At 61.1% G+C, this 25233-nt stretch carries 25 protein-coding genes; 3 read left to right on the top strand and 22 right to left on the bottom strand.

All coding sequences use genetic code 11. From position 1 onward, the window contains the following. Positions 1–4: 4 nt before the first annotated feature. The gene (locus ACQ4W6_RS21830) at positions 5–1315 is read right to left on the bottom strand and encodes an MFS transporter (protein WP_436569310.1); all 1311 of its coding nucleotides are present in this window, start codon (positions 1313–1315) and stop codon (positions 5–7) included. A gap of 223 nt (positions 1316–1538) precedes the next feature. Here ACQ4W6_RS21830 and ACQ4W6_RS21825 point away from each other — a divergent pair, with 223 nt between their 5' ends. Continuing rightward, complete coding sequence (locus ACQ4W6_RS21825) at positions 1539–2351, top strand: FadR/GntR family transcriptional regulator (protein ID WP_436569267.1); 813 nt, start codon at positions 1539–1541, stop codon at positions 2349–2351. Positions 2352–2369: 18 nt separating this feature from the next. Here the strand turns inward: ACQ4W6_RS21825 and ACQ4W6_RS21820 are convergent, their stop codons facing one another. Further along, on the bottom strand, positions 2370–2996 hold the full coding sequence (locus ACQ4W6_RS21820) for a flavin reductase family protein (protein WP_436569266.1): 627 nt from the start codon (positions 2994–2996) through the stop codon (positions 2370–2372). A gap of 169 nt (positions 2997–3165) precedes the next feature. Between ACQ4W6_RS21820 and ACQ4W6_RS21815 the strand changes: the two genes are divergently transcribed. Next, on the top strand, positions 3166–4224 hold the full coding sequence (locus ACQ4W6_RS21815) for an AI-2E family transporter (protein WP_436569265.1): 1059 nt from the start codon (positions 3166–3168) through the stop codon (positions 4222–4224). Between the two features lie 12 nt (positions 4225–4236). On the opposite strand, the gene ACQ4W6_RS21810 is transcribed toward ACQ4W6_RS21815, so the two are convergent. From ACQ4W6_RS21810 to ndk, 18 genes are all read right to left on the bottom strand, one after another. Beyond that, on the bottom strand, positions 4237–4542 hold the full coding sequence (locus tag ACQ4W6_RS21810) for an NIPSNAP family protein (protein ID WP_436569264.1): 306 nt from the start codon (positions 4540–4542) through the stop codon (positions 4237–4239). Between the two features lie 114 nt (positions 4543–4656). Further along, complete coding sequence (locus ACQ4W6_RS21805) at positions 4657–5166, bottom strand: GNAT family N-acetyltransferase (protein ID WP_436569263.1); 510 nt, start codon at positions 5164–5166, stop codon at positions 4657–4659. A gap of 66 nt (positions 5167–5232) precedes the next feature. Then, positions 5233–5778, bottom strand: a complete 546-nt coding sequence (locus ACQ4W6_RS21800) for a phosphoribosyltransferase (protein ID WP_034752020.1) — start codon at positions 5776–5778, stop codon at positions 5233–5235. A 66-nt stretch (positions 5779–5844) separates the two neighbouring features. Further along, positions 5845–7158 (bottom strand): adenylosuccinate synthase, encoded by a 1314-nt coding sequence (locus tag ACQ4W6_RS21795; protein ID WP_436569262.1) that lies wholly within the window; start codon positions 7156–7158, stop codon positions 5845–5847. 3 nt (positions 7159–7161) lie between these two features. Beyond that, positions 7162–8322, bottom strand: coding sequence for an ATP phosphoribosyltransferase regulatory subunit (locus ACQ4W6_RS21790; RefSeq protein ID WP_436569261.1), 1161 nt, complete (start codon positions 8320–8322; stop codon positions 7162–7164). 270 nt (positions 8323–8592) lie between these two features. Continuing rightward, positions 8593–9480: a protease modulator HflC gene (hflC, locus tag ACQ4W6_RS21785; RefSeq protein WP_436569260.1), complete on the bottom strand. Its 888-nt coding sequence runs from the start codon at positions 9478–9480 to the stop codon at positions 8593–8595. Then, positions 9480–10775: an FtsH protease activity modulator HflK gene (gene hflK, locus ACQ4W6_RS21780; RefSeq protein ID WP_436569259.1), complete on the bottom strand. Its 1296-nt coding sequence runs from the start codon at positions 10773–10775 to the stop codon at positions 9480–9482. The genes hflC and hflK overlap by 1 nt, the downstream gene beginning before the upstream one ends. Before the next feature lie 2 nt (positions 10776–10777). Further along, a complete protein-coding gene (hflX, locus tag ACQ4W6_RS21775) occupies positions 10778–12022 on the bottom strand; it encodes a GTPase HflX (RefSeq protein WP_436569258.1) in 1245 nt (414 codons plus the stop codon). Between the two features lie 126 nt (positions 12023–12148). Continuing rightward, positions 12149–12385, bottom strand: coding sequence for an RNA chaperone Hfq (hfq, locus tag ACQ4W6_RS21770; protein WP_010399872.1), 237 nt, complete (start codon positions 12383–12385; stop codon positions 12149–12151). Between the two features lie 241 nt (positions 12386–12626). Next, entirely contained in the window at positions 12627–13973 is a 1347-nt protein-coding gene (der, locus tag ACQ4W6_RS21765; RefSeq protein ID WP_436569257.1) for a ribosome biogenesis GTPase Der, read from the bottom strand. A gap of 4 nt (positions 13974–13977) precedes the next feature. Then, positions 13978–15123, bottom strand: coding sequence for an outer membrane protein assembly factor BamB (gene bamB / locus ACQ4W6_RS21760; protein ID WP_436569256.1), 1146 nt, complete (start codon positions 15121–15123; stop codon positions 13978–13980). A gap of 79 nt (positions 15124–15202) precedes the next feature. Beyond that, a complete protein-coding gene (locus tag ACQ4W6_RS21755; RefSeq protein WP_436569255.1) occupies positions 15203–15871 on the bottom strand; it encodes a YfgM family protein in 669 nt (222 codons plus the stop codon). Between the two features lie 53 nt (positions 15872–15924). Beyond that, positions 15925–17286, bottom strand: a complete 1362-nt coding sequence (gene hisS, locus ACQ4W6_RS21750) for a histidine--tRNA ligase (protein WP_436569254.1) — start codon at positions 17284–17286, stop codon at positions 15925–15927. 100 nt (positions 17287–17386) lie between these two features. Next, the gene (gene ispG, locus ACQ4W6_RS21745) at positions 17387–18685 is read right to left on the bottom strand and encodes a flavodoxin-dependent (E)-4-hydroxy-3-methylbut-2-enyl-diphosphate synthase (protein WP_436569253.1); all 1299 of its coding nucleotides are present in this window, start codon (positions 18683–18685) and stop codon (positions 17387–17389) included. Between the two features lie 61 nt (positions 18686–18746). Beyond that, positions 18747–19607 (bottom strand): helix-turn-helix domain-containing protein, encoded by an 861-nt coding sequence (locus ACQ4W6_RS21740; RefSeq protein WP_436569252.1) that lies wholly within the window; start codon positions 19605–19607, stop codon positions 18747–18749. 82 nt (positions 19608–19689) lie between these two features. Beyond that, entirely contained in the window at positions 19690–20490 is an 801-nt protein-coding gene (gene pilW / locus ACQ4W6_RS21735; protein WP_436569251.1) for a type IV pilus biogenesis/stability protein PilW, read from the bottom strand. Positions 20491–20501: 11 nt separating this feature from the next. Continuing rightward, positions 20502–21677, bottom strand: coding sequence for a dual-specificity RNA methyltransferase RlmN (gene rlmN / locus ACQ4W6_RS21730; protein ID WP_436569250.1), 1176 nt, complete (start codon positions 21675–21677; stop codon positions 20502–20504). Between the two features lie 127 nt (positions 21678–21804). After that, positions 21805–22221 (bottom strand): nucleoside-diphosphate kinase, encoded by a 417-nt coding sequence (ndk, locus tag ACQ4W6_RS21725; protein WP_436569249.1) that lies wholly within the window; start codon positions 22219–22221, stop codon positions 21805–21807. Between the two features lie 221 nt (positions 22222–22442). On the opposite strand from ndk, the gene ACQ4W6_RS21720 reads away from it, so the two are divergent. After that, positions 22443–23129, top strand: coding sequence for a Bax inhibitor-1/YccA family protein (locus tag ACQ4W6_RS21720; RefSeq protein WP_436569248.1), 687 nt, complete (start codon positions 22443–22445; stop codon positions 23127–23129). A gap of 60 nt (positions 23130–23189) precedes the next feature. Here ACQ4W6_RS21720 and ACQ4W6_RS21715 read toward each other — a convergent pair whose 3' ends face one another. Together ACQ4W6_RS21715 and cfa are read right to left on the bottom strand one after the other, a co-directional pair. Next, positions 23190–24035 carry a LysR family transcriptional regulator gene (locus ACQ4W6_RS21715; protein WP_436569247.1) on the bottom strand — a complete coding sequence of 282 codons (846 nt, stop codon included), beginning with the start codon at positions 24033–24035 and terminating at the stop codon, positions 23190–23192. A gap of 28 nt (positions 24036–24063) precedes the next feature. Continuing rightward, the gene (gene cfa, locus ACQ4W6_RS21710) at positions 24064–25233 is read right to left on the bottom strand and encodes a cyclopropane fatty acyl phospholipid synthase (RefSeq protein WP_436569309.1); all 1170 of its coding nucleotides are present in this window, start codon (positions 25231–25233) and stop codon (positions 24064–24066) included.

Raw genomic sequence — 25233 nt, 5'->3', positions numbered from 1 at the left:
CCACTTATTTATTCACCAGCTTGGCCGGCACGCGCATGATGATGGCCGCGCCGATCACCAGAATGCCCGCCAGCAGGTAGATGGCCATGTCGGTCGATTGGGTCATATCCTTGATGGAGCCGATCATGTAGGGCGCAGCGAAGCCGGCCAGGTTGCCTACCGAGTTGATGGCGGCGATGCCGGCGGCGGCCGAGACGCCACCGAGGAAGGCCGTCGGCAAGCTCCAGAACATGGGCGAGGCGGCCAGGATGCCACCGGCGGCGATCGTCAGGAAGAAGATGGCCCAACCCGTGTTGTCGGCGCCAGCCAGCGCGCTACAGACGATGGCTGCGGCGCCCACCACCAGCGGGATGGCCATGTGCCAGCGCCGTTCGCGGTATTTGTCCGAGCTGCGTCCCAGCAAAATCATCGTTACCACGGCAAACGAGTACGGAATCGCCGTGAACATGCCAATATTGAGCACGCCCGTCACGCCGGCCGCCTTGATCAGGCTGGGCAGCCAGAAGGTCAGCGAATACTGGCCCATCACGCAGCAGAAATAAATCAGGGCCATGAGCCAGATGCGCGGGTCGGCAAACATGGCGCGGATCGACGGGTGCGATACCTTGCCATTCGCTTCCGTGGCGATGCGCTGCTCAAGGATGACTTTTTCGTCTTCCGTCAGCCATTTCGCAGCGCGGATACTGTTGTCCAGGTACAGCAGCACGGCCACGCCCATGATCACGGCGGGAATCGCTTCGAGCACGAACATCCACTGCCAGCCTGCATAACCATGCCAGCCGGCGAAGGTTTCCATGATCCAGCCCGACAGCGGGCCGCCGATCAGGCCAGCGACGGGAATGGCGGCCATGAAAGTGCACACCATGCGCGCACGGCGTTCAGATGGATACCAGTAGGTCAGATACAGGATGATGCCAGGGAAGAAACCCGCTTCGGCGATACCGAGCAGGAAGCGCATGACGTAGAACATGGTCGGCGTAGTGACGAACATGAAGGCGCCCGAGATGATGGCCCAGGTGATCATGATGCGGGCGATCCAGACGCGCGCGCCGATCTTGTGCAGCATCACGTTGCTGGGCACTTCGAACAGGAAATAGCCGAGAAAGAAGACGCCGGCGCCCAGGCCGTACACGGTCTCGGAAAATTGCAGGTCGGCCAGCATTTGCAGCTTGGCAAAACCCACGTTGACACGGTCGAGGTACGCGACGATGTAGCACAGCATGAGGAAGGGGATGATGCGCCAGGTGACCTTGCGGTATACGGCGTCGTCGATGGTTTTCTGGCTTGCGGCGGTGCCGGCCGGCTGGCCCGGCATTGCTTGCGGGTGTACTGGTGAAGCTTCCATGCTTGTCTCCTGATCACTAAGGGATCGACCGTGCCGGATTTTTATGGTCCACCGGAGGTGGCTGGCAACTTGTCTAAAATTTGTATTGATGTATATTATGTGTGTGTTTTATGTGTGTCAAGCTGTATATTCCATATAATGGCAAGCAGGCAAACTTGATCCCCACCCAAAACCCAAGACCAGGATGCATCCGATGGACCGCACGTTCCGCTTTACCCTCCCCGCGCCGGAGTCCGCTGCGGGCAGTTTCACCACTGGCACCCTGGGGGCGCGGGTGGCGGCACGACTGCGCCAGCAAATCCATCACGATGGCCTGGCCAGCGGCACGCGCCTGCCGTCGGAGCAAGCCATGGCCGAGCATTTCGGTGTCAGCCGCACCGTGCTGCGCGAAGCCATCGCCCTGCTGCAAGCGGAAGGCATCCTCGTCACGCGCAAGGGCAGCGGCACGTTTGTGTGCGCACAGGATGGCGCGAAGGGCGGGGAGCGCGGCGACGCGCTGACGGAGCAATCCGTGCAGTCGCTGCTGAACCTGATCGAGGTACGCCAGGGACTGGAAGCGGAAATCGCCGCACTGGCGGCCGTGCGGCGCACGCCGGGCCAGCTGGCCGACATCGAACATGCGCTGCGGCGCATCGAGGACGCCGTGGCGGCCGGGGTCGATGGTGTGGAAGAGGACGTGCGCCTGCACCTGTGCATCGCCGAGGCGACCGGCAATCCCTATTGGCCGAAATTTGTCGCCATGTTCGCCGACCCGATCCGCTCGGCTGTCAAGGTGACGCGTGCGAACGAAGCGCGACGCAGCGACTTCTCCATCGAAGTGCGCCGCGAGCATGAAAAGATCGTGCAAGCCATCGCTGCCGGCGACCCGCAGCTTGCCCGCCAGGCGGCAATGGAACACATGCAGCATGCGGCCGAACGGGTGCGTCTGGCCGACCGCGAATTCTGGCGCGGCGACGGCGGCGCGCTGGCGCGCACCCTGGGACGCGATCCCATCATGCAAAAATAGCGCGCTGCAGTCACCCGATCAAGGGTAGCCGGGCCGGCGCATCTGAAACAGGCTGTGCGGCCCGATTTCAAAATAATCGGCCGGTCCGCCGCCGCGCAGGATCGGCTTTGCTGCCGCCGTGTCATAGATTCCGTCGGTCAGCAGATGGCGCGCGATATGCACGCCAACCACTTCGCCCAGCACCAGCCAGCTGCCGACGCCCTCCCCATTCACGCCTTGCAGTTCGATGATCTGCGTGCGCCGGCATTCGAAAGACACCGGGCTTTCGGCAACGCGCGGCACCTTGACGATGCGCGAGGCAACCGGCGTCAGGCCGGCCAGCACGAATTCATCCACCTCGGGCGGCGCCGGCGCGCAGCTGGCGTTCATGGCCCCGGCCAGCGGACGCGTCGCCAGGTTCCACACGAATTCGCCGGTCTGCTCGATATTGCGCAAGGTGTCCTTTCGGCCAATGCTGGAAAAGCCGATCAGCGGCGGATGGTAATTGAAGGCGTTGAAAAAGCTGTACGGCGCCAGATTGAGCACGCCCTCGCCGCTGCGCGAGGCGATCCAGCCGATCGGCCGCGGCCCCACGATGGCATTGAACGGATCGTGTGGCAGGCCATGGCCCCGTGCAGGTTCATAAAAATGAATGTGATCGGCCACGCGTATTCCTGAAGTGAAAGGCGCCGGGAATCGGACGCCTGGAACGACAGCTTACTGGAATTGCCACGCGTATGTAGCATGGCGCACGCAGCGCCACAATTGTGTGGCACGGGGCGCCCGGCCTCGCTTATGATGAGGTAACCCAACCATTATCATTCCGCTACCGCCCATGCATACACTCACGCTGCACCAGAAAGTGTTCTTGCTCCTGTTGAGCATCGTCACCGTCGGCTTCGGCTCGATACTGGCGCCGTACGCGGGCGCCGTCTTCTGGGGCGTGGTGCTGGCGATCCTGTTCGCGCCCGTCCACCGCTGGCTGCTGCAGAAAACCAAGGGGCGCGCCGGCCTGGCTTCGTTGTTGACCTTGCTGTTGATCATCGTCATCGTCATCCTGCCGCTGTCGCTCATTGCCGTGTCGCTGGTCAACCAGGCGGCCGGCGTGGTGGAAATGGTGCGCTCGGGCGAGATCACGGTGGGCATGTTTTTCAATAAAATCATGGCGGTTCTGCCGCAATGGCTGCTCAATCTGCTGGAGCGTTTCAACCTGTCCAGCCTGGCGAACCTGCAAGACAAGCTGGCCGAGGGCGCCACGCAGCTGAGCCAGGTGGTGGCCGTGAAAGCCATCAATGTCGGCTTGTACACCTTTGAATTCCTGACCAGCCTGTGCATCATGCTGTACCTGCTGTTTTTCCTCATGCGCGATGGATCGACCCTGTCAGCCCGCATCCGGGATGCCGTGCCGCTGAGCCGCAAATACAAGCAGCGCCTGTTCAACAATTTCACCACGGTGATCCGCGCCACCGTGAAAGGCAACATCCTGGTGGCCATTGCCCAGGGCGCCCTCGGCGGCCTGGCCTTCTGGTTCCTCGACGTGCCGGCGCCACTGCTGTGGGCCGTGCTGATGGCTTTCCTGTCGCTGCTGCCCGCCGTCGGCGCCGCCCTCGTCTGGGCGCCCGTGGCCGTCTACTTCCTGGCCACGGGCGCCATCTGGCAGGGCGCGGGCCTGGCCGCCTTCGGCGTCTTCGTCATCGGCCTGGTCGACAACGTGCTGCGCCCCATCCTGGTCGGCAAGGACACCAAGATGCCCGACTACGTGGTGCTGCTGTCAACCGTGGGCGGCATGGCCCTGTTCGGCCTGAACGGCTTTGTCATCGGCCCGGTGGTGGCCGCCCTCTTCATCGCCTCATGGGACTTGTTCGTCTCGGCCAGCGAGTTTCATGCGGACTGAGGCCAGTGCTGCTTACCCGAACACCGGCCGGAAAAAACTGCGCTCATAGCTGACGATGCAGCGCGTCTCCTCGGCGTAGCGGAACGCGGCCTGGCACTCGGCATCCTGCAGCGAATCGCTGCGGTACTGTTCGTACTGGGCCAGGCTGGGGAACGAGAACATGGCCAGCGCCACGTTGCTGGCGCCTTCTGACGGCAGAAAGTAGCCGTGGTGCTGGCCGCCGAAGCGCTCGACCAGCGGTATCCACAACTTACCGTAGGCTTCGAATTCCTGCAATTTATAGGGGTCGATGATGTAGCGCAGGTAGCAGGTGATCATGCGGTTTCCTTGTGTAAGGGGCCGTGAATAAATAAGTGTTACGTTTGGGGGGACTCTGGCGGGATGCGATGGCGGCCAGACGCGTGCCCAGCTTCGGGGGCTTGTGCAACGCCGTCATGGGCGCGCCAGGCGGTACACCACGCTATCGAGGTCATAATGGCGCGCCATGCCCACGTACTGCATGCCCAGGCGCGTCATGACCTTGATCGAGGCGGCGTTGCCGGGATGGGCCACGGCCACCACTTCGGGCGCACCAACGACATCGAAGGCATGCGCGACGATGGCGGCCGCCGCTTCGCTGGCGTAGCCCTGGCCCCAGCAGGCGCGCGCCAGGCGCCAGCCGATTTCATGCGGTTTGCGCTTGTCGCCATCGATGTGCTGCAGGCAGGCCATGCCAACCAAGGCGCCATCGTCCAGGCGGATCAGCACCCACCACGAATAACCCCATTCGGCCCAGCGGCCCATGGTGCGGCTCACGGCAGCGCGCGTGTCTGCCTCTGTCTCGGGCTGGCCGGCGTTCAGGTATGTCATCACCTCGGGATCGGTATTGAGCGTGCGCAGGCGCTCGTAATGGTGCTCGGCGATCGGTTCCAGGCGCAGGCGCGCCGTCGTCAGTATGGTCATCGCATTTCCTTGGACGAAAAAAAAGACGATACACGATCGTCTTTTTTTAGCAAGAATGCAAGCGAATTACTTGCCTGCTTCGCCCTTTTTGATCCACGCTGCCAGCTGGTGCGGGCGCAGGCCATCGTAGTCTTCGAACGGCTGGTGGATCCACGGGTTGTGCGGCAGCTCGTCGAGGAAGTAGTCAGGACGCACGACGGAGCAGCCTTTGAGCCAGATCACGGCCGACTTGACTTCGGTCACGTCAGGAAAGTTTTCCTTCAGGTGGCGCGTGACCTTGTCCAGCGTGACGCCGGAATCGGCCAAATCATCCACCAGCAGGATGCGGCCAGCCAGCGGGCCCTTGGTCATGGTCATGTACTTGGCGATATCGAGGTCGCCGCGCACGGTGCCTGCGTCTTCGCGGTAGGAGCTGGTCGACAGGATGGCCAGTGGCAGGTCGAAGATGCGTGAGAACACATCGCCAGGGCGCACGCCGCCGCGCGCCAGGCACAGCACCTGGTCAAATTTCCAGCCCGATTCGTAGACCTTGAGCGCCAGGCGCTCGATCAGGCGGTGGTATTCTTCCCAGTTGACCCAGAGATGTTGATCGTTCGATTGTGGGGTAGTCATGATAGTGAAATCTTATTATTGGCTTGATTAAAAAAATCCGCCTTGCGGCGGATTGTGTCCAGCAGCTTATTCGAATGGGTGGCGCAGGACGATCGTTTCTTCACGATCAGGACCGGTCGAAACCATGTCCACCGGCACGCCGACCAGTTCTTCGATGCGCTTGATGTAGGCACGCGCCGTTGCGGGCAGGGCCGCCAGCGATTTCGCACCGACGGTGCTTTCCGTCCAGCCTGGCATTTCTTCGTAGATCGGCTCGCAGCGTGCTGCGTCTTCGGCGCCAACCGGGAAAATATCGACGATCTTGCCATCGAGCTTGTAGCCGGTGCACAGCTTCAGCGTTTCCAGGCCGTCCAGCACGTCCAGCTTGGTCAGGCACATGCCCGACACGCCGTTGATCTGTACCGAACGGCGCAGCAAGGCGGCATCGAACCAGCCGCAGCGGCGGGCGCGGCCCGTCACGGTGCCAAATTCATGGCCGACTTTGGCCAGGTGCAAGCCAACGCCTGCATCCGTAGGCAGTTCCGACGGGAATGGGCCGGAGCCGACGCGCGTCGTGTAAGCCTTGGTGATGCCCAGGATGTAGTGCAGCATGCCAGGACCGACGCCGGCGCCGGCCGATGCATTGCCCGCCACGCAGTTCGACGAAGTGACAAACGGATAGGTGCCGTGGTCGACGTCGAGCAGGGAACCCTGCGCGCCTTCGAACAGCAAATTGGCGCCGGCCTTGTGCGCTGCGTACAGCGCGCTCGACACGTCGGCAACCATCGGACGCAGGCGCGGCACATAGGCCAGCGCGTCGTCGAGGGTCTTCTGATAGTCGACTTTCGGCGCCTTCAGATAATTTTCCAGCACGAAGTTGTGGTAATCGAGGTTTTCTGCCAGTTTTTCGGCAAAACGGGTCTCGTTCAGCAGGTCGGCGATACGGATCGCACGGCGTGCCACTTTATCTTCGTAGGCAGGGCCGATGCCCTTGCCGGTCGTGCCAATCTTGGCCGCGCCGCGTGCCGCTTCGCGGGCCGCGTCGAGTGCCGCGTGGTAAGGCAGGATGACTGGCGAAGCTTCGGAGATTTTCAGACGCGAAGCGACTTCGACGCCGACCGCTTCGAGCTTGTCGATTTCGCGCAGCACATCTGGGACCGACACGACCACACCGTTACCGATGTAGCAGGCGACACCGGCGCGCATGATGCCCGACGGGATCAATTGCAGCGCGGTCTTGACGCCGCCAATGACCAGCGTGTGGCCTGCATTGTGGCCGCCCTGGAAGCGCACCACACCCTGGGCGTGATCGGTCAACCAATCGACGATCTTGCCTTTACCTTCATCGCCCCATTGGGTGCCGATGACAACGACGTTCTTTGCCATAATTTTCTTTGACATCACTCAACCTAAGTTTTTAAGAATCCAGCTACTACCATTATCGGCAAGTACCAGCGCGCGATCGCACTCGAACTCGTCTTGTTCATTACTGTGACCCGGCATACTCTGGATCACGACCTCGCCCGCCTTGCGCAACTCGGCGATTTTTTCCTTCAATTCTGGCGCGCTGCCCCACGGCGCGCGGATCGAATGCTTCCGTTCCGCGGTCGGCAACAGGCGCGCCAGTTCGCGCAAATCGAGCGAGAAGCCGGTCGCGGGACGTGCCCGGCCGAACGCTTCGCCGACGTGGTCATAACGGCCGCCGCGCGCAACCGCGTTCGGCAAGCCAGGTACATACAGCGCAAACATCGCGCCACTTTCATATTGGTAGCCGCGCAGATCGGCCAGGTCGATCGCCACTTCGGCGCGGCCCAGGGCCGATCCAGCCAGCGCGGCCAGTTCGGCCAGCGCCTTGAGTACGCCGGGCAGCGGCGGCAGCACTGCGCGCGCACGCGCCAGCACATCGATGTCGCCATACAGGCCAGGCAAGGCCAGCAGCGCATCGCGCGTCACGGCATCATAACCGGCGGTCAGCGCGCGCAGGCCTGGCGCATCTTTCGCGCGCAGCAAGGTGTACAGCGCAGCTTCGTCGCGCACGGCAGCGGCATCCTGCGCAATGATAGCGCGCAACAGGCCGACGTGCGACAAATCCAGGCGCACGCTATCGAAACCTGCCAGTGCCAGCGAAGCGAGCGCCAGTTCCTGGATCTCGGCGTCCGCTTCCAGGCCGGCATGGCCATAAATTTCGGCGCCGATCTGCAGTGGTTCGCGGGTGGCGTGCAGACCCGAAGGACGGGTATGCAGCACGCTGCCGGCATAGCACAGGCGCGTCACTGTGGCGCGGTTCAACAAATGGGCGTCGATACGCGCCACTTGCGTGGTCATGTCGGCACGCAGGCCGAGCATGCGGCCAGAGAGCTGGTCAACCAGTTTAAAGGTGCGCAGGTCGGTATCTTTGCCAGCGCCGGTCATCAGCGATTCCAGATACTCGAGCAGCGGCGGCATCACCAGTTCATATCCGTACAGACGGAAATTATCCAGCATGAGGCGGCGCAGCTCTTCGATCTTGCGCGCTTCCGACGGCAGAACATCGGCAATATTTTCGGGCAAAAGCCAATTCGGCATGAGGGAGCGAGATACGGAAGAAAGTTGAAAAAATGCATCATGCGAGGCAGCGGCAAGCGCGCCAGGCAAGAGGCCGAACCTGATATTTTACGCGAAACGCGGCCCTTTAGGGATAAGTTCTCCGATTCACTGCCGCGCAAGCCTAAAAACACCCCATTTTACGCCTTCCCGCAACAGCATGGCGGGCACAAAAAAACAGGGCCGGCGTCTATGCCGGCCCTGCTGATACCGCCACCTGTCCTCGCGGGCAGGTGCAGGCACGATGCTGCCTTACTTCTTGGCCGAACCGGCTGCGCCGCCGCCCTTGAAGTACTTGAAGAATTCCGAGCTCGGATCGACCACCATCACGTCACCCTTGTCCTTGAAGGTAGCGCGGTAGGCTTCCAGGCTACGGTAGAACTTGTAGAACTCCGGATTCTTGCCAAACGCTTCCGCGTAGACCTGCGACGCCTTGGCATCGCCTTCGCCGCGGATCTTCTCGGCTTCGCGGTATGCTTCAGCCAGGATCACCGTGCGCTGCTTGTCGGCGTCGGCGCGGATTTTCTCAGAATCGGCCGAACCGGTCGAACGCAGTTCATTGGCGACACGCACACGCTCGGACTTCATGCGGTCGTACACCGAGTTGTTGATCTGCTCGACATAGTCGACGCGTTTCAGGCGCACATCGACGATGCCCACACCGATGGCTTTCGCCTCAAGCGCGACCTTGGCCAGGATCGCTTCCATCACCTTGCCGCGCTGGCCGGAGATCACTTCGCGCACGGTGCGTTTGGTGATTTCATCGTTCAGGGCGGCTTTGACGATTTGCGACATGCGATTGCGGGCCCGGCTTTCATCGCCACCGAAACTGCGGAAATACAGCTTCGGATCGGCGATGCGCCATTTGACGAAATTGTCGACGAGGATGTTTTTCTTCTCGGCCGTGATGAAGCGCTCAGGCTCCGGCGTGTCGATGGTCAGCACACGCTTATCCAGGTACATCACATTCTGGAATGGCGGCGGCAGCTTGAAATACAAGCCCGGCGTACTGATCACTTCCTTGACCTCGCCCAAGGCGAAGACGATCGCGTATTTACGCTGATCGACCACGAACACGGTCGAGGACAAGAGCATGATCGCGATAAAGCCCGCGATCAGGGCGGCGACGATACGGTTCATTAGCGGCTCTCCCGTTCACGCGAAGGGCGGCTATCGCGACGCGAATTGACTTCTACTGTCTGCATGGCTTCCTGTGGCATTACGGTATTGGCTGCAGGTGCGGCCGCTGCTGCGCGCGCTGCCGCAGCCGTGGCGTCCGACGCTGCCGTCTGGGCGATCAACTTGTCGAGTGGCAGATACAGCAGGTTGCTGCCCGTCTTCGCATCGACCATGACCTTGCTGGCACTGCTGAACACCTGCTGCATCGTTTCCAGATACATGCGGTCACGCGTGACGGCCGGCGCCTTCTGGTACTCGACCAGCACCTGCTTGAAGCGCGACGCGTTACCTTCGGCGTTCTCGGTCACCATGGAACGATAGGCTTCGGCTTCCTGCATCAGACGGAATGCGGCACCGCGCGCTTTCGGAATGACGTCGTTGGCATACGCCTGGCCTTCATTCTTCTGGCGCTCGCGGTCCTGGCCAGCCTTGACGGCGTCGTCGAAGGCAGCTTGCACCTGCTCCGGCGGCTGCACGGCCTGCATCGTCACATTGTTGATCAAGACGCCAACCTTGTAGCGGTCGAGGATCTGCTGCATCAGTTGCTGCGTTTCGTAAGCGACTTTCTCGCGTCCTTCATACAGCACAAAGTCCATCTTGCTGCGTCCGACCACTTCGCGGATCGCCGTTTCGGCGACCTGGCGCAAGGTGTCTTCCTGGTCGCGCACGTTGAACAGCCACTCGCCCGGATCTTTCAAGGTGTACTGCACCGCGAACTGGATGTCGATGATGTTTTCATCGTCCGTCAGCATCAGCGACTCGCTGGCCTGCTTGTTGCGCAGCGACTGGCGATAGCCCACTTCCACGGTACGCACCTGCGACACATTGACGGTTTCGTCGGCCTGGAACGGGTACGGCCAGCGCCAGTTGAAACCGGCCGGCGTGGTACGCGTGTATTTACCGAACGTCAGCACGACACCGCTCTGACCCTCTTGCACGATGAAGGCGCCGCTGGCGAGCCAGATCAGCACCGCGATCACGCCGACGACGCCAGCGGTGATACCGGCGCCCTTCATGTCAGGACGCGGGCCACCATTATTGTTGCCGCCATTGCCGCCATTATCGGGACGGTTCTTCTGTCCGAAAAAGGCATTCAGGCGCTGATTGAAATCGCGCCACAACTGGTCGAGGTCCGGCGGACCTTCGCCGGGCTTTTTGCCTTCTTGGGCTTTCTTGCCGTCGTCCTTGCGATTGCCCCAGCGGGGATCGTTCAGGGACAACTTCAAGCCTGTTTTTTTGAGTAGGGAGACAAGCATAACTATCGTGTTCCGACTTTGGAGTGGGTGGAAAACCTATCGTCCTCGCCAGGCTCTTCGGCCTGGTCCGGGGCGGCGCCATCGTGCTGGTCGTGCTGGTCGCACTGACCGTCAAACTGATCTTCCTGCAGTTGAGTTTCGCCGTTCTGATCGTTCTGATAGCGGTGGGCCGAAGCCGGCGCCTTCTTGGCCATCTCGACAATGGCATCGCGCAGCAAATCGAGACCGCTGCCCTTCTGCGCACTGACGAACACGCGACTGATCGTAGCATATTCGTCGCGTTCCACCGAAGGCTCCAGCCCGGCCGCATCGATCTTGTTCCACACGAGAATTTGCGGAATATGATCGGCGCCGATCTCTTTCAAGACCAGGTTGACCTGCTCGATCTGCTCCATGCGCACCGGCGACGCGGCGTCGACGACGTGCAGCAGCAAATCTGCATGGATGGTTTCTTCAAGCGTGGCGCGAAAAGCGGCCACCAGTTGGTGCGGCAATTCGCGCACGAAACCGACCGTATCTGAAATAACCACATTGCCCACTTCCTGGCCCAGGTAAACCCGGCGCGAGGTAGTGTCAAGGGTGGCGAACAACTGGTCGGCAACATATACGCCAGCCTTGGTCAGGGCATTGAACAGGGTCGACTTGCCGGCATTGGTATAGCCGACCAGGGACACCGAAAATGTGTGATTGCGGCCGCGCGCACGGCGCTGCGTTTCGCGTTGCTTGTGCAGCTTTTCCAGGCGCGCACGCAGGGCCTTGACACGGTCGCCGATCAGCCGGCGGTCAGTCTCGAGCTGCGTCTCGCCGGGACCGCGCAAGCCGATACCGCCTTTTTGCCGTTCCAGGTGAGTCCAGCCGCGGATCAGGCGCGTGGCCAGATGCTGCAACTGGGCCAGCTCGACTTGCAGCTTGCCCTCGTGGCTCTTGGCGCGCTGCGCGAAGATATCGAGGATCAGGCTGGTACGGTCGAGCACCCGCACATTCAGGCGCTTTTCCAGATTGCGCTGCTGGGCAGGAGACAAGGCGTGATTGAAGATGACAATTTCCAGGCCATCATTGACGACGACGTCACCAATTTCATCGGCCTTGCCGCTGCCGACAAAATAAGCCGAATCCGGACTGGAACGCTTGGCCGTGATGGTGGAAATCGGGTCCACACCGGCTGAGCGCGACAACAGCGTCAGCTCCTCCATGCTGGCGGCGAAGTCGCTGTGACCGAAGTCAACCCCGACTAGTGCCGCGCGCATGATGGGAACAGACAAGTTGAGGCGGACTCGGACTCGGACGCCGACACCGATGCAAACGCATCAGCGCCGCTGGCGCGGACGGGGGCGATGGCGGGTGAAAGGCGCTGGGCCGTCAAGCTCAACGCTTTACTCCGCTTCAGGTTCAATATTGAGATTGACGGCACGGGCTGGCACCACTGTCGAGATGGCATGCTTGTACACCATCTGCGTGACCGTATTGCGCAGCAATACGACATATTGATCGAACGATTCGATATGGCCCTGCAGTTTAATGCCGTTGACCAGGTAGATCGAGACAGGAACATGCTCTTTGCGTAATGCATTGAGGAATGGGTCTTGTAACAGTTGCCCTTTGTTGCTCATAACAGCTCCGTTTGTTTATGTTGTTGTGTAAGAATTGGAGGCGACTCGCTTGATTTCAAGTGCTCTCACACCTTTCAAAGAGAGAAAGATGCATCACAGCTACTGTAACCTGTTTTCGCGATCGCTGTCGCGCATGGCGCATTAACACTTTATTATTTCCGTGCAAATGGCCCTATTTATTTACTGTCGGCGCCGCATTATCGATGCGGCGCCTTAATTGACGCTTAACTCATTGCATTTTTTACTTGCTTGGCGTGCGTGCAAATGGGTTTTTACCCGTGCGCAGTTCGATGCGCAATGGCGTGCCGACCAGCGCAAAGGTATCGCGGAAATGCTTTTCCAGATAGCGCTTGTACGGATCGCCGACGGCATCGAGTGCATTGCCGTGAATAACGATCACAGGCGGGTTCATGCCGCCCTGGTGGGCATAACGCAGCTTCGGACGGATCGAGCCCTTGCGGCGCGGCTCCTGCTTCTCCACGGCCTCGATCAGGGCGCGCGTCAGCTTCGGCGTCGACAGGTCGCACATGGCGGCCGCATACGCGGCGTTGAGCGACTTCATCAGTGGAGCGATGTTGGTGCCCTTCAGCGCCGAAATGAAATGCATCTGCGCGAATGACAGGAAATCGAGCTTGCGGTCGATATCGATCTTGATCTCGTCGCGTTCGTGCGATTGCAGACCATCCCATTTGTTCACGGCCACCACCAGTGCGCGGCCCGATTCCAGGATGAAGCCGGCGATATGCGCGTCCTGCTCGGAAATATCCTGCTGCGCGTCGAGCATCAGCACCACCACGTTGGCTTCGGAAATCGACTGCAGGGTTTTCACCACCGAGAATTTCTCGATCGCTTCAAACACCTTGCCACGGCGGCGGATACCGGCCGTGTCGATCAGCGTATATTGCTGGCCATCGCGCTCGAACGGAATCTCGATCGAATCGCGCGTCGTGCCCGGCATGTCGAAGGCGATCACGCGCTCTTCGCCCAGCAGGGTGTTGATGAGGGTCGACTTGCCCACGTTCGGACGGCCGACCAGAGCGATCTTGATGCCGCGATCGGTCTTTTCCAGCTCTTCAGGCTCATCCGGACGCTGCGCAAACGCCACGTCCAGCATCACTTCGACGAGGTCATTGACGCCGTCGCCGTGCGCCGACGAGACCGCATACGGATCGCCCATGCCCAATTCATAGAATTCGGACACGACGGCCGTATAGCGCATGCCTTCGCTTTTGTTGACCACCAACAAGACCGGACGTCCGCTCTTGCGCAGGAAGTCAACGATGGTCTTGTCATGCGGGGTCAGGCCTTGACGGCCGTCCACGATGAAGACCACCACGTCGGCCTCGGCCACAGCCTGCTTGGTCTGCAGTGCCATCTGGTGCATGATGCCTTCCTTGGCGACGGGCTCGAAACCACCCGTATCGATGACCAGGAAGGGACGTTCGCCGACACGGCCTTCGCCATAGTGACGATCGCGCGTCAACCCAGGCAAATCCGCCACCAGCGCATCGCGCGAGCGGGTCAGACGATTGAATAAGGTCGATTTCCCAACATTGGGTCGACCAACTAGTGCAATTACCGGCTTCATTGTATTACTCGACCGCGAGAGCGGTCACTGTCCCTGATTGGGTTTGAAAAATCAAATTCGAACCGGCGACAACGGGAGCCGAAACAATCGGACTACCGTCGGTGCTGACCCGACCTATTAATGCACCATCTTCCCGTGACAGGAAGTGGATGTAACCTTGATAGTCACCGACGGCGACGCTGCGGCCATACGACGCTGGCGTCGACAGGCGGCGGCGCGCCAGCGCATCATTCTTCCAGGCGCTCTGGCCGCCATCGCGGCTGAACGCCACTACGGCGCCCTTGTCATCGGCGGCAAACACGAAACGCTGGTCGACCGCCACGCCCACATCGGACGACATCGGCTTGGTCCAGCGCGGCGCACCCGTGGCGGCATCGAAACAGCCTGCCTTGCCCTGGTACGTGACGGTGCATACTTCGCCTTCAAACACCACCGGCGTGCCGGCGATGTCGGAGACGCGTTCCAGTTCGGTGGCGCCGCGCGGTTCGCTGACAACAATCTCCCAGCGTACCACACCGGTGGCCGCCGTCAGTGCCAGCAGCTTGCCGCCAGGCTGGGCCACGTAGACATTCGCGCCGCCCAGCACCATGCCGGGGGCATTGCGCAAGGTCAACGCCGGCGTGGCGCGCTGCACCACCCACTTGCGCTCGCCCGTCTTGGCGTCGAGGCCGACGATGCGGTTGTCCACGCTGCGCACCACCACCACGCCCTGCCCAACGACTGGCGGCGTCAATACTTCGCTCGATGCCTGCGCCGTCCACAAGGACTTGCCGTCGGCGTCAAACGCCAGCACGGTACCCTTGGCGGCGCCCACGGCCACGACCGTGCCATCGCTGCCGGCACTCGAGGTGATATCGCTGCCAGCCTTGATACGCCAGGTTTCACGGCCACTGGCCGCATCCAGGCGCGCCAGCGCGCCATCGGCATTGACCACGTACAGGCTGCTGCCCGCCAGCGCTGGCGTGAATGCATACACGCCCGCCTTGCCGATCGAGTATTTCCAGGCATCGCGCACGGCAATGCTCGAGGTTAACTCGACCAGCTTGGCCGGCTCGGTTTTCGGGTCTTTCGAGGAGAACGGGTTCCAGGACGAGCAACCGGCCATCAGGACCAACAGGCTTGCAGCTACCAGCTTTTCAGTGACACGCATAAGTGTTATCCAACCTTTTTCTTGTACTTGTAAGGGTCAGGCAGGCGGCACGCAGGCCGCGCAGCAGAACCGGTTCCTATCAGGCGGCAGCCTTGTCAGCGTTGGCCTTGTCTTCCGGCACCGTACCGCCAATCGCTTCCAGTTTGACCTGGATCAACTGACGGCCTGGATTATTCTTGTCCGTTGCGGCCAGCGCTGCCAGGTAGGCGGTGCGGGCATCGGCCAGCTTGTTTTGTGCCACCAGGATGTCGCCCTTGCGGTCGGCCACGGCGCCGGCAAATTGCGGCACGCTGGCCGTCGCCAGCACTTTCAGCGCTTCATCGTAGGCTTTTTCATCCAGCAAGACACCGGCCAGGCGCAGCTTGGCGATGGCCTTGTATTCTTCCGTGCCGTGCTCGGCGACCCATTGCAGCTGGGTCTTGGCCGTTTTCAGGTCATTCGCATCGAACGCCACCTTGGCCGCAGCCAGGGCGCTCATCTGCGCATACGCCGTGCCGCTGAAGCGCGACTGCATGTCGCCGGCCGCACGCATCACCTTGGCCGTGTCCTTGGCGGCGATGGCGTTTTGCAGCTCGTCATACAACTGGCCCGCTTGCGCCGCCTGGGTGCGCTGGTAGTACTGCCAGCCAGCCCAGCCGCTATAGCCGGCCAGCGCCACGATCAGGACCCATGAGGCCAGATTGCCATTGCGCTGCCACCAGGCCTTGAGAGTTGCCAGTTGTTCTTGTTCTTCGTGATCGTATGCCATGGTCGTCAGTTTTAATGAGTAGTTGATCGAGGGTAGAACTGTGTTGCTTCAAATCAATGGTGGTGATGCACGTGACCATCAGGACCGTGGTCGTGGCCGCAATCGTGGCCGCCGATGATCTGGTCGACCAGGTAATCGACGACATCGTCGAACGGCACCGTGTTTTGCTGCGACCCTGCATCAGCTTCGCGCATGGCCTTCACCGTGGCCACCTTGTTGGCGATTTCATCGTCGCCCAGGATCACGGCAAACGCCGCGCCGCTGGCATCGGCCTTTTTCATTTGCGTCTTGAAGCTGCCGCCGCCATTGCTCGCTGCGCAATGTAGCACAACGTCCAGGCCGGCATCGCGAATCCGCTCTGCCAGCACGAACGCCTGCAAGCCCGCTTCCTCGCCCTGATGCACCAGGTAGACGTCGCACTGGGCTGGCGCTTCCGGTTCGGCCGCGTCCTTCATCAGCAAGACCAGGCGCTCGATGCCCATGGCAAAACCGACGGCGGGCGTCGACTTGCCGCCGAACATTTCCACCATGCCGTCATAGCGGCCACCGGCGCAGACCGTGCCTTGCGCGCCCAGCTTGTCCGTCACCCACTCGAACACGGTGCGGTTGTAGTAGTCGAGGCCGCGCACCAGGCGTGGATTGATGGTGAATGGAATATTGTTGTGATTCAGAATCTTTTGCACGCCGTGGAAGTGCGCCAGCGATTCTTCGCCCAGGTACTCCAGCAGCTTCGGCGCGCCATTGACCAGGTCCTGCATGGCAGGGTTCTTGGTGTCCAGAATGCGCAGCGGATTGCTGTGCAGGCGGCGCTTGGCTTCTTCGTCGAGCAGCTCGCTGTGGCTTTCCAGGTAGGTGATCAGGTCGGCGCGGTGGCGCAGGCGCTCGGCCGCGTCGCCGATCGAGTTCAATTCCAGGCGGATGCCTTCCAGGCCCAGGTCATCCCACAGGCGGCGCGACAGCATGATCATTTCGGCGTCGATATCGGGCCCCGTAAAACCGATGGCTTCTGCGCCGAACTGGTAAAACTGGCGGTAGCGGCCTTTTTGCGGGCGCTCGTGGCGGAACATCTGGCCCTTGTACCACAGGCGTTTCGGGCCTTCGTACACCAGGTTATGCTCGACCACGGCGCGCACCACGCCAGCCGTGCCTTCCGGGCGCAGGGTCAGGTTGTCGCCGTTCATCGAATCGGTGAACGAATACATTTCCTTTTCCACGATATCGGTCACGGCGCCGATGGCGCGCGCGAACAGCTTGGTTTCTTCCACGATCGGCGTGCGGATCTGCTGGAAGCCATAGCTTTGCAGCACGGATTGCGCCGTATTTTCAAACAATTCCCACAGCGGGGCGTCGGCCGGCAGCACGTCATTCATGCCTTTGACTGCGGTAATCTTATCTGCTTTTTTATTTTCTGACATGGTATCTACTTTTATTAGCTACGATTGCTGTTCAATTTTGGGCGTATTCAGGAGTCTAGGCTTGCAAACCTATACCGCTCAGGAGTCTAGGCTTGCAAGCCTATACCGCTACGCTGGCGAGCGACATGTCGCTCGAAACCCCAGCTACGCCGTAGTGACTCTTTACATAATTCAAGACGATGTCCTGGAATTGCTCGACGATGCGCTCGCCGCGCAGGGTGACGACTTTTTCGCCATCGACGAACACCGGCGCGGCCGGCGATTCGCCCGTGCCGGGCAAGCTGATGCCGATATTCGCATGTTTCGATTCGCCAGGTCCGTTGACGATGCAGCCCATGACGGCCACGTTCATCCCCTCCACGCCTGGATATGACTTCTTCCATTCCGGCATCTGCTCGCGCAGATACGTCTGGATATTCTCGGCCAGCTCCTGGAACGTGGTCGAGGTCGTGCGGCCACAGCCTGGGCAGGCGATCACCATCGGTGCGAACTTGCGCAAACCCATGGTTTGCAAGATTTCCTGGCCGACGATCACTTCGCGCGTGCGGTCGCCGCCCGGCTCCGGCGTCAGCGAAATGCGGATGGTGTCGCCGATGCCCTCTTGCAGCAGCACCGACAGGGCCGCCGTCGAGGCGACGATGCCCTTGCTGCCCATGCCCGCTTCCGTCAAGCCCAAGTGCAGCGGATAGTCGCAGCGCTTGGCCAGTTCGCGGTAGACGGCGATCAGATCTTGCACACCAGAAACCTTGCACGACAGGATGATCTTGTCGCGGCCCAGGCCCAGCTCTTCGGCGCGCACGGCGTTTTCAATCGCCGACGTCACCAGTGCTTCGTACATGACGGATTGCGCCGGCCATGGCTCGGCGCGGCCAGCGTTTTCATCCATGATGCGCGCCAGCAAGGCTTGATCGAGGCTGCCCCAGTTCACGCCGATGCGCACCGGCTTGTCATACTTGCACGCTGCTTCGATCATCTGCGCAAATTGCGTGTCGCGCTTGGCACCCTTGCCCACGTTGCCCGGATTGATGCGGTACTTCGACAGCGCGCGCGCACAATCGGGATAATCGTTGAGCAGGGTATGGCCGTTGTAATGGAAGTCGCCCACCAGCGGCACGTCGATGTCCATCTTGTCGAGCTGCTCGCGGATGTAGGGCACGGCCGCGGCCGCTTCCGGACGATCCACCGTCAGGCGCACCAGCTCCGAACCGGCACGCGCCAGCTCCTTGATCTGGATTGCCGTACCGATGGCATCGGCCGTATCCGTATTCGTCATCGACTGCACCACCACGGGGGCGTCGCCGCCCACCCAGATCTGGCGCTGGCCGTGCGCGATCAGCACCTTGCGGCTGTCGCGCCGATCGGAAGGGCCGGAGCCAATCGCTGTTTTCGAGGTCGCCATAATATTATCTTCTGAGTTTACTTGCTTAAACTATTACTTAACTACTTCATTTATTTGATGCTTATTTGATACTGATGCGCGAAATCGTGCCGCCGCCTGCGGTCGGCAAATCCAGCCGGGTGCCGCGCAACGTTGCCTGCACGGCAGCAGGCTTGCCCACCACCAGCGTGGCCGGACCGGTGATATCAAACGTTTCCGTGCTACCCGCCTTGACCATGCGCGAAATCAGCGGCGAGGCGCCGGTACGGCGAATCTCGACCCAGGAATCCTGCTCCACCTTCAATACCAGCGCGTTCGCGCCCACGGCGGCCGGCGTAGCGGCTGGCGGCACCACGGCAGCGGCTGGCGCAGAAGCGATACCGGAAGCCGGCGCGCCCGTCTGCGTATCATTGCCGGGCGGCGGCGGTACGGAAATGAGCGGCACGGACGGCGTTTGCACGGGCGTCAGGTCTTGCCCCGGCTTGATCAGGGTCGTTTCTACCGGCCCCACGTCCGCATGCACGGCTTCTTTCTCGGCGTGCGAGGACAGCAGGCTAGCCGGTACATAACCAAACTTGTATGCGCCAAAAGCGGCCGCCACGACGACCGCCACGGCGCCGGCGACCCAGATCGGCGCCTGGTTCGACGAGCGCTGCGTCATCGACGGAAAGCGCGATTCGGAAAACGTGGCGGAAATTTCCCGCCGTACGGGCGCGGCCGGGTCTTGCGCCGGTGCCGGATGGACTTCGATCATGGCCACCAGGGGCGCCGCATCGAGACGCACCACCTTGGCGTAGGCGCGCACGAAACCACGCACCACGGCCAGGTTCGGCAAGGCCGCCATGTCGCCCTCTTCCAGCGCGATCACCTGGCGCGGCGCCAGCTTGAGCTGGTCGGCCACCTGTTCCACTGGCCAGCCCAGCGCTTCGCGCTGTGCCTTCAACTGTGCGCCTGCCAACGCAAGATTGCCCTGGGGCTGCTGCTGAGGCGTTTCTGCCCGCTCTGAATTCATTGGTATCCCTGTCTCACTCATCAAACGCCCCACTTTGATAAGCAGCATATTCGGACGAGCCGGAATGGTGGTTGCGCAAATGCGCCCCCAGGCCAGCTTCCGCACCCGCATCCCCGAGCTTATGCTGCACCTTGATCGCTAGCCACAGCACATCGGCCGTCTGGCTCTCCATTGTCGCTATTTTACCGAGCTGCTCAAGATAATGAGCCGCTTGCCGGTAGTCTTGCTGCTGGTAAAACACGCGCACCAGGCCGGCGTTCGTCACTGCCACATCCGGCGCGATGCGTACCGCGCGCAACAAATACGCGCCGGCACGCGGGTAATCATTCAGGGCCAGGCTGCAAGCGCCCCCATTATTGAGCGCCTTTTCCGGCGACACATAGGCCGCGTCCGCCAGCGCCGCATCGAAATACGCCAGCGCTTGCGCGGCGCGTCCCGTCTGGCACAAAAACAGGCCGTAATTATTGCTCAACTCAGGATTGTGGGGCGCAAGGCGCAAAGCGTAAAGGAAATCTTTCTCAGCAGGCAAAGTTTGACGCTGGGCCGCGAGGATCAGGGCGCGCATGCCGTACGCCTGCGCATCGTTCGGCGCCAGCTGCACGGCTTGCGCCGCCTCCGCCAGGGCCACGTCGAGCTGGCCTTGCGCATAATACGCGCTGGCCAGCTGCAAGCGCAACGCGGCGCGCTCCTGGGTACTCGCCTGCCTGTCCTGGCCAGCGGCCCGAACAGGAGCATCGGATGAAGAGGATGCACAGCCGACCAGCAGCACAGCCAGGCTAACAGCGGCCACAGCGAGCGAGCGAGGGTAAGCCATGCTATCTCCCATCAGGAGCGGATCTCCACGATCTTGCCAAAATTGGCACCAAATTTTTGTTGATACTCAGTCATCTTTTCCATGCGTTCCTGCACCCGCGTGCGATCCTTGACTTCGCCGGCCAGCTGGCCACAGGCAGCATCGATATCATCGCCGCGCGTCTTGCGCACGGTGGTGATGATGCCGCCATCCATGAGGACTTGGGCAAACGCCTTGATGCGCGGGTTTTTCGAGCGGAACAGGCCCGACTCGGGGAAAGGGTTGAAAGGAATCAGGTTGAACTTGCAGTTCACGCCAAACTCGCGGTCTTGCACCAGCGCCAGCAATTCGCGCGCGTGCTCGTCGCTGTCGTTGACGCCATCGAGCATGCAGTATTCGAAGGTAATGAAATCGCGCGGCGCGAACTCCAGGTAGCGCTTGCAGGCCGCCATCAATTCCTTCAGCGGGTATTTCTTGTTCAGTGGAATCAAACCGTCACGCAAGGCATCGTTCGAAGCGTGCAGCGAGACGGCCAGGGCCACCGGCACTTCCTGCGACAGCTTGTCCATCATCGGCACCACGCCCGAGGTCGACAGGGTCACGCGGCGGCGCGACAGGCCGTAGGCATTGTCGTCGAGCATCAATTTCAGGGCCGTGACGGTCGGCTCGAAGTTCAGCAGGGGTTCGCCCATGCCCATCATCACCACGTTGGTGATCTGGCGCTCGCCTTTCGGGCCCGGCTCGATGCCCTTGGTGCGGCGCAATTCAAATTCTGCCATCCACAGCTGGCCGATGATCTCGCCCACGGACAAGTTGCGGTTGAAGCCTTGCTTTCCCGTCGAGCAGAAACGGCAGTTCACGGCGCAGCCAGCCTGGGTCGAGATGCACAGGGTGCCGCGGTTTTCTTCCGGAATGAACACGGTTTCCACGGCATTGCCATTGCCGACATCAACCAGCCACTTGCGCGTGCCATCCGTCGACGTGTGGTCGCTGATGACGGCGGGGGCGCGCACTTCGGCGCGCGTGGCCAGCTTGTCGCGCAGCGACTTGGCCAGGTCCGTCATGGCGTCGAAATCGGAGGCGCCGAACTGGTGTATCCAGCGTTGCAATTGTTTCGCACGAAACGGTTTCTCCCCCAACTCGGCGCAGTAGGCGATGAGTTGCGCGGGATCGAAGTCCAGCAAGTTGGTGAGGGTCGTCGTATTCATGATCATGCCTATTCTAAAAATCCGTCCCCGCGCGCATCAGGAGCAAGAAGCCACCACAGCGCAGCGGGAACAGGGGGTGATAAGTTATTTCACAGATAACGCCAGGAAATAACGTTATCTAAGGCAATTAAGCCTTCAATTCTGGGAAGAAGTAAGCGATTTCTTCTTTGCCAGCTTCGACAGCGTCGGAACCGTGTACGGCGTTAGCGTCGATCGAATCGGCGAAATCGGCGCGGATCGTGCCTTTTTCTGCTTTCTTCGGATCGGTCGCGCCCATCAGGTCACGGTGGGCCAGGACGGCGTTTTCGCCTTCCAGGGCTTGGATCATGACTGGACCGGAAACCATGAAGTCGACCAGGTCCTTGAAGAAGCCGCGCTCTTTGTGCGCTGCGTAGAAGCCTTCAGCTTGTTCGCGCGACAGTTGGGTCATGCGCGCAGCAACGATTTTCAAGCCAGCGTTTTCAAAACGGGTGTAGATTTGACCAATTACGTTTTTTGCAACTGCGTCTGGTTTGATGATCGACAGGGTGCGTTCGATTGCCATGTGTGAAAACTCCAATAAAAAGAAAGGTTTAAAACGATAAATTGATAACTCAATCAACCTTCGATTTTACCATACTCCACCCCATATCACCCAGACAGGCAGGGGGCATCTTCCCGCCCTGCCTGCGTTTAATGAAATCTTAAGCTGCTTTTTTTGCAAAATCCGGGGTCCATGCTATCCTTGGGCAAAGTAGTAATTTGAATTGACAACACGGAGGCAATATGAATCAGAACATGCAACGCACCTTTGACCTGTCGGGGGGCATGCAGCAAGTGCGCCACCAGGTCTTGCGCAACACTTACTGGCTGCTGGCACTGTCCATGATACCGACCGTGCTGGGCGCCTTCATCGGCGTGCAAATGCATTTGCCGATGCTGACCGGCGGCATGGGCTTCATCATCTTCATGGCGGTCGCGTTCGGCTTCATGTACGCGATTGAAAAAACCAAGAACTCGGGCCTGGGCGTCGCCGTCCTGCTGGGCTTTACCTTCTTCATGGGCCTGATGCTCACGCCTATCCTAACGCGCACGCTCGGCTACTCGAATGGCGGCATGCTGATCATGACGGCATTCGGCGGCACGGCCACCATCCTGGCCGTAATGGCAACCATCGCCACGGTCTCGAAGCGCGACTTCTCGGCCATGGGCAAATGGCTGTTCGCCGGCGTGATCGTGCTGATCCTGGCATCGGTGGCAAACATCTTCCTGGGCCTGTCGGCACTGTCGATCGTGATCTCAATGGTCGCCATCGCCATCTTCTCGGCCTACATCCTGTATGACGTGCAGCAAATCATCAACGGCGGCGAGACCAACTACATCTCGGCCACCCTGCGCATCTACCTGGACGTGTACAACATCTTCACCAGCTTGTTGTCCCTGCTGGGCTTCGCCGGCGGTAACCGCGACTAATCGCAGCGATATAAGAATGAAAAGCCGACCCTCGGGTCGGCTTTTTTACGCCTGCAGAACTTACCTGACCTTCTCGGCCACGGCAAGCAGGCAGGCGCGGGCGCGGTCCAGGGTGGGGTTGCCGCGCTGGGCCGCATACACGGCGTAGGCGGAATGCGAGAATTCGGGCGCGTCGCGCACGCGATGCAGCAGGCCCGCGTCGAGGTAGGGCTGCGCGCTGCCGATGCGGAAATAGCTGGCGCCGCCCACCTCCAGCAGGTACACGAGCGCCAGCGGACCGAGCGAGATCGACACGGGCGGGCTGCTCAGCTCCGGGTACGCCGCCTGGTGATTGGCCGCAAAGCTGGGACCCCAGTCGACATACACATACGCGTCGGCATGCAGTTGCCCATCGGCGCGCGTAGTGACCATCACCAGCTTTTCCTCAGCCAGCAATTCACTGACGATGCCCGGGCGCTGCGGCGGGTTATACAGCACGGCCAGGTCCAGCGAACCGTCGTGCACGGCGTCGAGCAGGCGCGCCGGACTGTCGACTTCCGCGCGCAGGGCGATCTCGGGACAGTCCCGGCTCATGCGTATCAGCCAGTCGCCCAGCAGCGGCTGCCACAGGCTCAGTTCGCAGCCGATGCTGATGGCGTCGTCGCGCCCAGGCGGCAAGGCCACTTGGTGGCGCGCCCGCTCCCACACCTGCACCATGGTGGCCGCGTGGCGCATGAAGCGCTCGCCGGCCGAGGTCAGGCGCGCGCCCGCCTTGTTGCGCACAAATAACTGGCGCCCCAGTTGCTGCTCCAGGGTGCGGATGCGGGCGCTGACGGCCGTTTGCGTCACGTGCATGCGCTCGGCCGCCATGATGAAACTGCCGCAGGACGCGACTTCCAGAAAGGTACGTGCTTGATTAATATCCATCAAGCCATGATATCAGCTGACGCGCGCATCAGCTGACCCGCTCGTAGCCACCCAGCACGCCCTGCTTCGACAAGACCCATTGCCATAGCTGCAGATCGCGCGCACGGAAGGCGCCGGCACAAGACAGCAAATAGTATGACCACATGCGGTGGAAGCGCTCGCCCAGCTGGGCGGAAAACTGCGGCCACGCCTGCTCGAAGTTGGCATGCCAAGCCATCAGGGTCTTGTCGTAGTCGGCGCCGAAGTTGTGCAGGTCTTCGGCCACGAACAGATCGTCCATGGCGTCGCCAATCTGGCCAAGCGACGGCAAATCGCCATTCGGGAAGATGTATTTGTCGATCCACGGATCGCACGTGGAATGGCGCTTGTTCTTGCCGATCGTGTGCAGCAAAAACAGGCCATCGTCTTCCAGGCAGCGGTGCGCCACTTCCATGAAGGTGCGGTGGTTCTTGTGCCCCACGTGCTCGAACATGCCGATGCTGACGATGCGGTCAAATTTTTCATGCGTGTCGCGGTAATCCTGCAGGCGAAAATCCAGGTTTTCACCGCCCGGCATGCCGCGCGCATACTCGACCTGCTCTGTCGAGATCGTCACGCCGACGCATTGCACCTGGTATTTCTCGGCCGCATAGCGCATGAAGCTGCCCCAGCCGCAGCCGATGTCGAGCACGCGCATGCCGGGCTCCAGGCGCAGCTTGCGGCAAATCAAATCGAGCTTGGCCTCCTGCGCCTCGGCCAGGTTGGCCGCATCCTTCCAGTAGCCGCAGGTGTAGGTCATGCGCGCATCGAGCATGGCCGCATAGAAGGCGTTGCCCAGGTCGTAATGTTCCTTGCCCACCATCCAGGCGCGGCGCTCAGTCTGCAGGTTGAACAGGCGCGCGTACAGGGCATGGAAGGCCAGGCGCATGGGACGTACATCGTCGGCCACCCTGGCGCGCAGCAGATGGCAAAAGAATTCGTCGAGCTGCTGCGCGTCCCAGTCGCCGTCCATGTACGCTTCGCCCAGGCCCAGGTTGCCGCTGGCGAAGGCCCGCTCGGGCACCCCGGGTTTACGCAACTGCATGTCCCAGGCGGCGCGGCCATTCAAATGTATGTCGGCCCTGCCCAGCAATTCGGCCGCTTCGCGGGTCAGCCGCGTATCGAGATTGAGTTCCGGTGTTGGGTGCAACTGCATTGCTGCTTGTATCGTGTGCTGCAT

Origin of the sequence: Janthinobacterium woesei, assembly GCF_051380875.1 — a bacterium.
GTDB lineage: Bacteria > Pseudomonadota > Gammaproteobacteria > Burkholderiales > Burkholderiaceae_D > Janthinobacterium.
This window is presented reverse-complemented; position numbering and strand designations above follow the sequence as displayed.

Coding starts and splice junctions, on each gene's coding strand:
- hfq (WP_010399872.1), bottom strand. CDS start 12,385: ATGAGCAACAAAGGGCAACTGTTACAAGACCCATTCCTCAATGCATTA.
- ACQ4W6_RS21810 (WP_436569264.1), bottom strand. CDS start 4,542: ATGATCACCTGCTACCTGCGCTACATCATCGACCCCTATAAATTGCAG.
- ACQ4W6_RS21715 (WP_436569247.1), bottom strand. CDS start 24,035: ATGGATATTAATCAAGCACGTACCTTTCTGGAAGTCGCGTCCTGCGGC.
- ACQ4W6_RS21720 (WP_436569248.1), top strand. CDS start 22,443: ATGAATCAGAACATGCAACGCACCTTTGACCTGTCGGGGGGCATGCAG.
- cfa (WP_436569309.1), bottom strand. CDS start 25,233: ATGCAGCACACGATACAAGCAGCAATGCAGTTGCACCCAACACCGGAA.
- ACQ4W6_RS21795 (WP_436569262.1), bottom strand. CDS start 7,158: ATGTCAAAGAAAATTATGGCAAAGAACGTCGTTGTCATCGGCACCCAA.
- hflK (WP_436569259.1), bottom strand. CDS start 10,775: ATGCTTGTCTCCCTACTCAAAAAAACAGGCTTGAAGTTGTCCCTGAAC.
- hisS (WP_436569254.1), bottom strand. CDS start 17,286: ATGTCAGAAAATAAAAAAGCAGATAAGATTACCGCAGTCAAAGGCATG.
- rlmN (WP_436569250.1), bottom strand. CDS start 21,677: ATGAATACGACGACCCTCACCAACTTGCTGGACTTCGATCCCGCGCAA.
- ACQ4W6_RS21800 (WP_034752020.1), bottom strand. CDS start 5,778: ATGACTACCCCACAATCGAACGATCAACATCTCTGGGTCAACTGGGAA.
- der (WP_436569257.1), bottom strand. CDS start 13,973: ATGAAGCCGGTAATTGCACTAGTTGGTCGACCCAATGTTGGGAAATCG.
- ispG (WP_436569253.1), bottom strand. CDS start 18,685: ATGGCGACCTCGAAAACAGCGATTGGCTCCGGCCCTTCCGATCGGCGC.
- bamB (WP_436569256.1), bottom strand. CDS start 15,123: ATGCGTGTCACTGAAAAGCTGGTAGCTGCAAGCCTGTTGGTCCTGATG.
- hflC (WP_436569260.1), bottom strand. CDS start 9,480: ATGAACCGTATCGTCGCCGCCCTGATCGCGGGCTTTATCGCGATCATG.
- ACQ4W6_RS21805 (WP_436569263.1), bottom strand. CDS start 5,166: ATGACCATACTGACGACGGCGCGCCTGCGCCTGGAACCGATCGCCGAG.
- ACQ4W6_RS21825 (WP_436569267.1), top strand. CDS start 1,539: ATGGACCGCACGTTCCGCTTTACCCTCCCCGCGCCGGAGTCCGCTGCG.
- hflX (WP_436569258.1), bottom strand. CDS start 12,022: ATGCGCGCGGCACTAGTCGGGGTTGACTTCGGTCACAGCGACTTCGCC.
- ndk (WP_436569249.1), bottom strand. CDS start 22,221: ATGGCAATCGAACGCACCCTGTCGATCATCAAACCAGACGCAGTTGCA.
- ACQ4W6_RS21755 (WP_436569255.1), bottom strand. CDS start 15,871: ATGGCATACGATCACGAAGAACAAGAACAACTGGCAACTCTCAAGGCC.
- ACQ4W6_RS21830 (WP_436569310.1), bottom strand. CDS start 1,315: ATGCCGGGCCAGCCGGCCGGCACCGCCGCAAGCCAGAAAACCATCGAC.
- ACQ4W6_RS21790 (WP_436569261.1), bottom strand. CDS start 8,322: ATGCCGAATTGGCTTTTGCCCGAAAATATTGCCGATGTTCTGCCGTCG.
- ACQ4W6_RS21815 (WP_436569265.1), top strand. CDS start 3,166: ATGCATACACTCACGCTGCACCAGAAAGTGTTCTTGCTCCTGTTGAGC.
- pilW (WP_436569251.1), bottom strand. CDS start 20,490: ATGGCTTACCCTCGCTCGCTCGCTGTGGCCGCTGTTAGCCTGGCTGTG.